The following is a 6,938-nucleotide window of genomic DNA, read 5'->3' as shown; positions in this document are numbered from 1 at the left end:
CCACGTGCATTTCGGCCGTTTGTTCTGCTCGCACAAAAAATTCAAACAAGGGATTGGCCGAAATTCCGGACGATGGCTCCACACGGAACACCTCTTGCTGGCCCCAGGTACAGGTCAATGTCCGGATCACATTGCGTGGCACCAACTTGGCCAACAGGTCTTGCAGGTACCCTGTGTCCATGGGGTGTTGCACCAAAAGACGAACTTTGACCACATCCCCTGCAAGGACGCGCTCAGGCCATTGGATGCGTGCAAATGCCATGTTCATGAAGCGTCGACGCAAGCCGACTCTGTGACGATGATTTCCATCTGACCATAACGAAACTCGCCATTGGACAAGCGCGCCAAGGCCACCACTTGCTGGGTGCCAGCCAAGCGCAATCGCGTGCTGACTTCGGCACGGCCATTCCACGGGCCCAAATGAAAAACCGCCATGCGCGTCACCGGATTGCGCTGAGACAAGAGGTAAACATGCGTCACATGGTCTTGGGGCGTCATGGGGCTTTGCACCTGCACCGTGACAGGCACCAAAGTCCCGTTGTCGGCCAACACAGGGGCGACCCATTTCACGTCTTGTTCCAACACACGGGCGCCCCGGGTCAGGGGCTCGATCATTTTGGTCACGCTCAACAATTGGCCCGATGCCATGTCTTGGGCTTGGCTGGGCCACAGCTGAACAACCGCCCCATAAAGCCCGGCCCGCAGCGCTTGCCGCAAGCCTTCGCGACGGGTCAATGTGGGCCACTTCATGGCGTGGCCTTGCTGGGCAAGAACAGGTAACTCAAGATGTCTTCAAGCCCCTGCGTCGTCAAAATGGTTTGACCCTTGTAGGGGTTGGCCACCTTGTGCAAACCCTCGGTGCTCAAATAGGCGGGCATGATGGTTTGCGGGTTAAAGCGCCGGGCATCGGCGATACGCTCGCGGGCTTGATCTTGGGTGCTGCGCTCGGCCAAACCGACCAAAGACGGGCCGAGTGCACCACCCGCAGGCAAACCCTGCACTTGGTGGCACAGCACACAGCCGCTGTCTTGTCTTTGCAAGAGCAAGACTTTGCCCCGATCCGGCGAGGCCAAGCTGACGGCCTCTGGCGTTTGTGCAGCGGCCCAGCCCCAGCCAGCGCTGCACACCAAGGCCCACACCCGCGCCAAGCCCAACACCGTCATGCGCGTGCCAAAGTCAAACCATGGTTTTTCAAAGGCAAGCTGCGGATGCGTTTGCCCAAAGCGGCCGAAATGGCGTTGGCCACCGCAGGTGCCAAAGGCGCCTGAGCGGGCTCGCCCACCCCGCCCCAGAAGCCGCCCGTGGGCGCAATCACCACCTCGACCTTAGGCATTTCGTTCAAACGCATCATGCGGTAATCGTGGAAGTTGGATTGCTCCACACGCCCGTCCTTGATGGTGTTTTCACCCCAGAAGATGGCGGTCAAACCATGCACCACGCTGCCCTGGAACTGGGCCACGATGTTGTCGGGGTTGACGGCATAACCGGGGTCAATGCCGATCACGATGCGGTGGATCTTGACTTCGTTTTTGGCGTTGATGGAGACATCGCACACGCAAGCCGTCCAGCTGCCATAACCGTCGGTGGCGGCCACGCCCCGGAACACACCCGGTGCCGGTTTTTTGTCCCATCCGGCCGCTTTGGTCACGGCCAACAAGATGGCACGGTCGCGGTTGGCTTTTTCATTGTTGGGCAGCATGCCCAAGCGGTATTGAACCGGGTCTTGCGCTGCAGCCTGGGCCATCTCGTCAATGAAGCACTCACGCCCAAACGGGTTTTGTGAGTGCCCCACAGTGCGCCAAAAACCCACCGGCACATTGGTGTTGCGCTGGGCATAGTCCACCAAGGTGTTGGGGATGTCGTAGGGGTGGTCGTTGAAGCTGGCCACGGCCTGGCCGTCCACCCCTTTGGGCAAGGGCAGTTTCAGCAAGGTGGCCAAAATGGAAGGGGCGCTCACTCGGATGTGCAGCGCCTCGGCTTTGCCCGTGGCGCTCAAGCCCGCCTTGAAACGCATCAGGCTGGCCGGGCGGTACAAGCCGTGCTGGATTTCCTCTTCGCGGGACCACAGCATTTTGATGGGCTTGCCGGGCATGGCCTTGGCAATCGTGACGGCTTGGCGTGTGAAGTCTTGCGGGCTTTTGCGCCCCAGACCCCCACCCAATTGCATCGGGTGCACTTTCACATTGGCCTGGGGCACACCGGCTGTTGCCGCCGCCACGGCCAAGGTGGATTCCGGGTTTTGCGTCGAGCACCACACATCGAGTTGGTCGCCCTGCAACCAAGCGGTACACACCATGGGCTCCATGGTGGCGTGCGCCAAATAGGGCGTGAAGTACTCGGCCTCGATGACCTTGGCCGCTTTGCTCAGCGCGTCTGCCGTGTTGCCATCGTTGCGTGCCACCGCCAGTTCTGGCTGCTCCATGCCCGCTTTGAAGTGGGCCATGATGGCGGCGCTGCTCAGGGTGCCGTGCTCGCCCACATCCCAGTCCACCGCCACATCGCGCAGCGCTTCTTTGGCGCGCCACCAGTTGTCGGCCACCACGGCAACAAAGGTGCCCAAATTCAACACCTTGACGATGCCCCTGCGGTTTTCCACTTTGGAGGCGTCCATGCTTTTGACAGTGCCGTTGAACACCGGGGATGCCGCAATGGCCGCGTGCAGCATGCCAGGCACTTGCGCATCGATGCCGTACTTCACACGGCCGGTCACGATGTCGGGAATGTCCACACGGGGGATGGACTTGCCGATCAATGTCCAGTCTTTGGGGTCTTTGAGTTTGACGTCTTTGGGGGCTTCCAGCTTGGCAGCCGCTGCGGCCAGTTTGCCGTAGCTGAGCGTCCTCTTGCTGGGCACATGGGTGACTTTGCTCAGCGCTGCTTTGCACTCGCTGGCCGGCACGCCCCACTGCTGGGCAGCAGCGGCAATCAGCATCTCGCGCCCGGTGGCCCCTGCTTTGCGCAGGTATTCCTGCGAATTGCGGATGGTGCGGCTGCCGACCGAAGCCATGTCGCCATAGGCGCGTTTGGTGCGCAGGTTTTCATGCGCCGTGGCGTACTCGACGCGCACTTTTTTCCAATCGGCTTCCAGCTCTTCGGCAATCATCATGGGGGCAGACGTCATGCTGCCTTGGCCCATTTCTGCACGGGCGTAGCGGATGACAATCGTGTCGTTGGGCTCGATTTCGACCCACACATTCAGCTGGGGCGTGTTGGCCGCTTGTGCCGTTTGGGGCACAAAAAACCCGACCGACAAACCTGCGGCTGCGGTGCTGGAGATCTTCAAGAAGTGGCGGCGATCCATGCCGGAGGTCAGTTTTGGGGTGCTCATGCGCGGGTCCCTTTCTTGGCAGCGGCGTGAATGGCGGTGCGCATGCGGGCATAAGTGCCACAACGGCAAATGTTGGTCATCGCGGCGTCGATGTCTTCATCGGTGGGTTTGGGCTTTTTCTTGAGCAGGGCCACGGCCGCGAGCATCTGTCCGCCCTGGCAGTAACCGCACTGGGGCACTTGGTGGTCAATCCAGGCTTGCTGAACCGCGTGCAAGCGGCCCTTGTCGGCCAAGCCTTCGATGGTGATGACCTTTTGCCCCGAAGCGCCCGAGACCGGATAAGTACAAGAGCGCACCGGCTCGCCATTGAGCAGCACGGTGCACGACCCACATTGGGCGATGCCGCAACCGAACTTGGGTCCTTTGATGTCAAGCTCATCGCGCAAGGCCCACAACAGGGGCATTTCTGGCTCGACATCGAGGCTGTGGTTTTTACCGTTGACGTTCAGTTTCATGTGGCAGTCTCCGAGGTGAAGGATTTGCAATCTACTATGTAGTGATCTTTGGGTTAAAGCAACCTGACTAAGACCTAGAAGGTCATTGCGAGCATGCCCTTTTGTCACCCATGCGACGCGTTTGGGTTGCCGTTGAACGCTTGGGGCGTGGCACAAGACCTGGGCTTGGGTTCACAATCCTCCCTTTAGCCCTTATTGGCATTTCAACGGAGCCACTTGTTTTGTGAGCATGGAATACGCACCTCTTGGCTTGATTGGACTGCTGACGCCGCAGGCCAATACCACCGTTGAACCCGAAGCCTGGGCCTTGTTGCCCGCAGGCTATTCGCTCATCAATGGCCGCCTCGCCAGCCAGGCACCCAGTCTGAATCAGCGATTGCTGGATTACTTTGACCAACTTGAATCCAGCTTGCTTCAATTTGGCAATGCCCCACTGTCGGTTCTGGCACTGGCCTGCACCGGCTCGTCCTATTTGATGGGCCGCGAAAAAGAGGCGCAATGGGTGCACGCTTGGCAAGCGCGCCTGAACATCCCCGTCGTCACCGCCGGTATGGCCGTGGCCGCAGCCTTAAAGACATTGGGCGTTCGTCGGTTGGATTTGCTCTCGCCTTACCCCAGCGACCTCACACAAGCGAGCATCGCCTATTGGGTGTCGCATGGTTTTGACATTGGCACGGTGCAGGCTGTGAACTCATCCGATCCAGGTTTTCATGCCATTTACACCACCTCCAGCGAATCGGCCAACAACGCAGCCCAAGCTTTGAGCGCATCGAGCGCTGACGCTGTCTTGATGTTGGGCACGGGCATGCCTAGCCTGAAAACGCTGTTGGTTCAACGCGATCGCACCGGTCCGCCGTGGTTGTCAAGCATGCTGGGTTTGATGTGGCAATCGGTCGCAGCCATCCCCAACACCCCCGCAGAAACATCTGACCTTCCAACGTGGCTGGATGCCGGGCACTGGGCTGACAGAGCTCAGGCCATGGGCATCGCCCGCACGGCATGAACATCCAACCCGTCGTCATTTCCGGTGCGGGTCCCGTCGGCTTGGTGTTGGCCATGCGGCTGGGGCACATGGGCATCGCTTGCACGGTGCTCGAATCAGCGCCCGAGTTGGTGCGCGGTTTGCGCGCCTCCACGTTCCATCCCCCCACGCTGGACATGCTGCAAGCGCATGGCATCACGGCTGGATTGATCGCAGCGGGATTGATCGCCCCCACTTGGCAAGTGCGCATGCACTCGACGGGCCAGTATGCCGAATTTGACCTGTCTGTTTTGAAAGACGAAACCGCGCACCCCTATCGCTTGCAATGTGAGCAATGGCGCTTGTCTGAACTGTTGTTGGCGCACATCCAGACCCATTTGCCCCATGTGCAGGTGCATTGGGGCAGTCCACTGATCGGGTTTTCACAAACTGACCACTCGGTCAAGGTGCAATACCAGTCGCCAGACGGCCAACTGAATCAGCTGGAGGCCTCATTTTTAGTGGGCGCCGATGGTGGCCACAGCACGGTGCGAAAACAATTGAATTTGGAATTCGATGGCTTGACTTTCCCGGAGACCACCATTTTGGCCACCACCCGGTTTGCGTTCCATGAACATTTGCCAAGTCTTTCCTATATCAATTACTGCTGGAGCGAACGTGGCACTTTCAGTTTGCTGCGGCTGCGTGATTTATGGCGCGTGAGTCTGTATCAGGATGAGGGGGAAAGCATCGATGAGGCCACTTCAGAAACCGCAGTCCAAGAAAAAATGCAGCGCATCTGGCCACGCCACGAAGCCTACGGCGTCCTGGAAATTCGACCCTACCGAATTCACCAACGGGTGGTGAAACAGTACGTCACCGGTCGAGCGGTTCTGGTCGGCGATGCCGCCCACCTCAACAGCCCCAGCGGCGGCATGGGCATGAACGGTGGTATTCATGATGCGTTCAACCTGAGCGAAAAACTGCGCGCCATACTGCAGGGGCAATGCGGTCTTGAAGCTTTGGCTTTGTATGAGCGGCAACGCCGCCCGATCGCCATCTCGCATGTGCTGGAGCAATCGGGCCGCAACCGTGCGCGCATGCAGGAGCGGGACATGTCCAAACGCCAGACCGCCTTGGAGGAATTGCAGCGCAAGGCCAGTGACCCTGTCCTGCACAAAGCCCATTTGCTCAACACCTCGATGATCACCGGCTTGCGGGAGTCTGCCGCCTTGACCTGAACCGCCAGGGCTCATGCCCGCATCACTGCGCCTTGAGTTGACCGGCCGTGATCACCGGCCCCCATTTCTTGATCTCCTGATCCAGAAAAGTCTGAAATTCGGGTTTGTCCAGCCCCAAAGGCTGCATGCCCAATTCGGCCAATTTGGTGCGCATTTCAGGCTGCGCCAAAACGCGCGCCATGTCAGCCCGCAAACGCTCTTGCACCAGAACGGGTGTTTTCGCAGGCACCGACAAGCCGAACCAGGCGTCGCCAACGGCACCGGGCACCGTTTCGGACAAGGTGGGCACTTGGGTGAATTCGGTGTCACGGTGATGCCCTGTCACCGCCAATGCACGCACTCGCCCGCCCTTGATGTGGGGTGCTGATGCAATCAGCGCATTGAACATGAAGTCAATCTGCCCGCCCATCAAATCATTGAACGCCGGCCCCGACCCCTTGTAGGGAATATGAACCATTTGAACCTTTGCCAATTGCTTGAGCAATTCGCCTGTCAGATTGCCCGCAGACCCCACACCTGCAGAGCCATAGTTGATCTTGCCCGGCTGCAGCCGAATCATGTTCAATAAATCCTGAACATTTTTAGCGGGATGGTCGGCCCGAACGATCAAGGCATTGGTGAACGTGCCGAACAAGTTGAGATGGACAAAATCGCTCAAGGGCTTGTAGTTGGTGATCTGACCCATCAAAGGGCCCGTGGTCATGGCGGCACCGTTGCTGAGCAAAACCGTATAGCCATCGGGTGCGGCCTTGGCAGCGATGTCTGTGCCCAAGACCGAACCATTGCCGCCCCGGTTGTCCACGATCACCGATTGCCCCAAAGCCAACCCAAGCCGCTCCGACAACAAACGGGCCACCGTGTCGGCAGACCCCCCCGCCGCAAAAGGCACAATGAATTTGATGGGTTTTTGCGGGTACGCTGTTTGAGCAGCCAAACTGCCGCCCCACCCGCCA

Annotated in this window: 8 protein-coding genes; 2 read left to right on the top strand and 6 right to left on the bottom strand. The window is 59.2% G+C overall.

Annotation, left to right across the window (positions count from 1 at the left end):
• From ACIQ47_RS13775 to ACIQ47_RS13755, 5 genes are all read right to left on the bottom strand, one after another.
• On the bottom strand, window positions 1–268 hold a 268-nt coding region (locus ACIQ47_RS13775), incomplete at its 3' end, for a thiosulfate oxidation carrier complex protein SoxZ (RefSeq protein WP_396438662.1).
• Complete coding sequence (locus ACIQ47_RS13770; RefSeq protein WP_396438661.1) at window positions 265–750, bottom strand: thiosulfate oxidation carrier protein SoxY; 486 nt, start codon at window positions 748–750, stop codon at window positions 265–267. The genes ACIQ47_RS13775 and ACIQ47_RS13770, both read right to left, overlap by 4 nt.
• Window positions 747–1,163 (bottom strand): sulfur oxidation c-type cytochrome SoxX, encoded by a 417-nt coding sequence (gene soxX, locus ACIQ47_RS13765; protein ID WP_396438660.1) that lies wholly within the window; start codon window positions 1,161–1,163, stop codon window positions 747–749. Before soxX ends, ACIQ47_RS13770 begins: the two co-directional genes overlap by 4 nt.
• Window positions 1,160–3,328 carry a molybdopterin cofactor-binding domain-containing protein gene (locus ACIQ47_RS13760; RefSeq protein WP_396438659.1) on the bottom strand — a complete coding sequence of 723 codons (2,169 nt, stop codon included), beginning with the start codon at window positions 3,326–3,328 and terminating at the stop codon, window positions 1,160–1,162. The genes soxX and ACIQ47_RS13760 overlap by 4 nt, the downstream gene beginning before the upstream one ends.
• Window positions 3,325–3,783 carry a (2Fe-2S)-binding protein gene (locus ACIQ47_RS13755; protein ID WP_396438658.1) on the bottom strand — a complete coding sequence of 153 codons (459 nt, stop codon included), beginning with the start codon at window positions 3,781–3,783 and terminating at the stop codon, window positions 3,325–3,327. Before ACIQ47_RS13755 ends, ACIQ47_RS13760 begins: the two co-directional genes overlap by 4 nt.
• Before the next feature lie 229 nt (window positions 3,784–4,012).
• Here ACIQ47_RS13755 and ACIQ47_RS13750 point away from each other — a divergent pair, with 229 nt between their 5' ends.
• Both ACIQ47_RS13750 and ACIQ47_RS13745 read left to right on the top strand, forming a co-directional pair.
• Entirely contained in the window at window positions 4,013–4,786 is a 774-nt protein-coding gene (locus tag ACIQ47_RS13750; RefSeq protein WP_396438657.1) for a hypothetical protein, read from the top strand.
• Window positions 4,783–5,985: an FAD-dependent oxidoreductase gene (locus ACIQ47_RS13745; protein WP_396438656.1), complete on the top strand. Its 1,203-nt coding sequence runs from the start codon at window positions 4,783–4,785 to the stop codon at window positions 5,983–5,985. The genes ACIQ47_RS13750 and ACIQ47_RS13745 overlap by 4 nt, the downstream gene beginning before the upstream one ends.
• Window positions 5,986–6,007: 22 nt before the next feature.
• Here ACIQ47_RS13745 and ACIQ47_RS13740 read toward each other — a convergent pair.
• On the bottom strand, window positions 6,008–6,938 hold a 931-nt coding region (locus ACIQ47_RS13740; RefSeq protein WP_396438655.1), incomplete at its 5' end, for a Bug family tripartite tricarboxylate transporter substrate binding protein.

Origin of the sequence: Limnohabitans sp. (assembly GCF_044373035.1) — a bacterium.
Lineage (GTDB): Bacteria > Pseudomonadota > Gammaproteobacteria > Burkholderiales > Burkholderiaceae_C > Limnohabitans_A.
The sequence above is the reverse complement of the archived record's forward strand: the minus strand, read 5'-3'. Positions and strand labels throughout refer to the sequence as shown.

Bases quoted from the DNA above. Each gene is read 5' to 3' on its own strand.
- ACIQ47_RS13745 (WP_396438656.1), top strand. From the start codon at position 4,783: ATGAACATCCAACCCGTCGTCATTTCCGGTGCGGGTCCCGTCGGCTTG.
- ACIQ47_RS13750 (WP_396438657.1), top strand. From the start codon at position 4,013: ATGGAATACGCACCTCTTGGCTTGATTGGACTGCTGACGCCGCAGGCC.
- ACIQ47_RS13755 (WP_396438658.1), bottom strand. From the start codon at position 3,783: ATGAAACTGAACGTCAACGGTAAAAACCACAGCCTCGATGTCGAGCCA.
- ACIQ47_RS13760 (WP_396438659.1), bottom strand. From the start codon at position 3,328: ATGAGCACCCCAAAACTGACCTCCGGCATGGATCGCCGCCACTTCTTG.
- soxX (WP_396438660.1), bottom strand. From the start codon at position 1,163: ATGACGGTGTTGGGCTTGGCGCGGGTGTGGGCCTTGGTGTGCAGCGCT.
- ACIQ47_RS13770 (WP_396438661.1), bottom strand. From the start codon at position 750: ATGAAGTGGCCCACATTGACCCGTCGCGAAGGCTTGCGGCAAGCGCTG.